2 protein-coding genes are annotated in these 911 nt (G+C 62.0%); both read right to left on the reverse strand.

Going from position 1 to position 911, the window contains the following annotated elements; translation table 11 throughout:
- Window positions 1-65: 65 nt before the first annotated feature.
- Window positions 66-701 carry a DUF2612 domain-containing protein gene (locus tag ACTIMO_RS17155; protein ID WP_345850086.1) on the reverse strand — a complete coding sequence of 212 codons (636 nt, stop codon included), beginning with the start codon at window positions 699-701 and terminating at the stop codon, window positions 66-68.
- On the reverse strand, window positions 698-911 hold a 214-nt coding region (locus ACTIMO_RS17160; protein WP_448183205.1), incomplete at its 5' end, for a hypothetical protein. The genes ACTIMO_RS17160 and ACTIMO_RS17155, both read right to left, overlap by 4 nt.

The raw sequence follows: 911 nt of genomic DNA on the forward strand, positions 1-911 counted from the left end.
GTAACTCGCCCCGGCGTTGTTGCCGAAGGGGATCGGGAACCGGGACGGAAGATCGCTGAGCTGCATCAGGGCTGTTCCACATCGAACGAGACGCCAACCGGCCTCGGGAGCACCCCGGACTGGGTGACGATCGCGTAATCAACTTTAGAGAGCGGCGCCCCGAACACGAACGTCATGGTCATGTTGCCGTTGTCGCGGACCCAGACATTGCCGTAGCCGGGGAATAGCGAACGCAGGATCGCATTGATTGAAGCCGAGGAACCATCGGTGATGTTCAATGCAGCCTTGGCGAGAATGACCTGACGGTACACCGCGTCGGTCAGCTGATAGTTGGGGGTGATCGCACCGCCGCCATAGAAGATGCCGGTCCCGAATGGGACGGCATCCGAGGACTGGGAGAATCCCAGATACGGACCTTCCGACAGATAGAGCGTCCGCCGGACCCCCACGATTCGGCCCAACACGTCGAGCCCGTGACCGATCGCGGTGTCGATGTTCCAGATCGTGTCATAGAAGCCGTCGATGGCCGGCTGCGGATCAATCGCGTCGTCGAGAGAGGAGAGCAGGGCGAGCAGGATCGGACTGTTCGCGTACTGGCTGATGATGGTCTCGCGGGCATCGAACGATTTGACCAGGCCGCCGCCGCTGTCGCCGGGCCAAGCGACCGATTCGCTCGATACCGGATAGAGCGTCGTGGTCATGATAGCGTGATGTCGATGTCGTCCAGGTCCAGGCTCGGCATTTGGTCGATTTGGACGCTGAGTTCGGTATCCGTGGGGCTCGTCGTGGCGCCGACCGTGATCGAGATGATCTGCGCCCAACTGCCAAGCGCGGAGATCGCCGCGACATAGCGCAGCGCGAAGATCGTTGCGCCGATGCGCTCGCGCCGGCCGCCGGATGTGCCATTGAAT

This window comes from Arthrobacter sp. CP30, assembly GCF_053470025.1.

What these genes read in the sequence shown, in the direction of transcription:
- ACTIMO_RS17155 (WP_345850086.1), bottom strand. Translation starts at nt 701, where the DNA reads ATGACCACGACGCTCTATCCGGTATCGAGCGAATCGGTCGCTTGGCCC.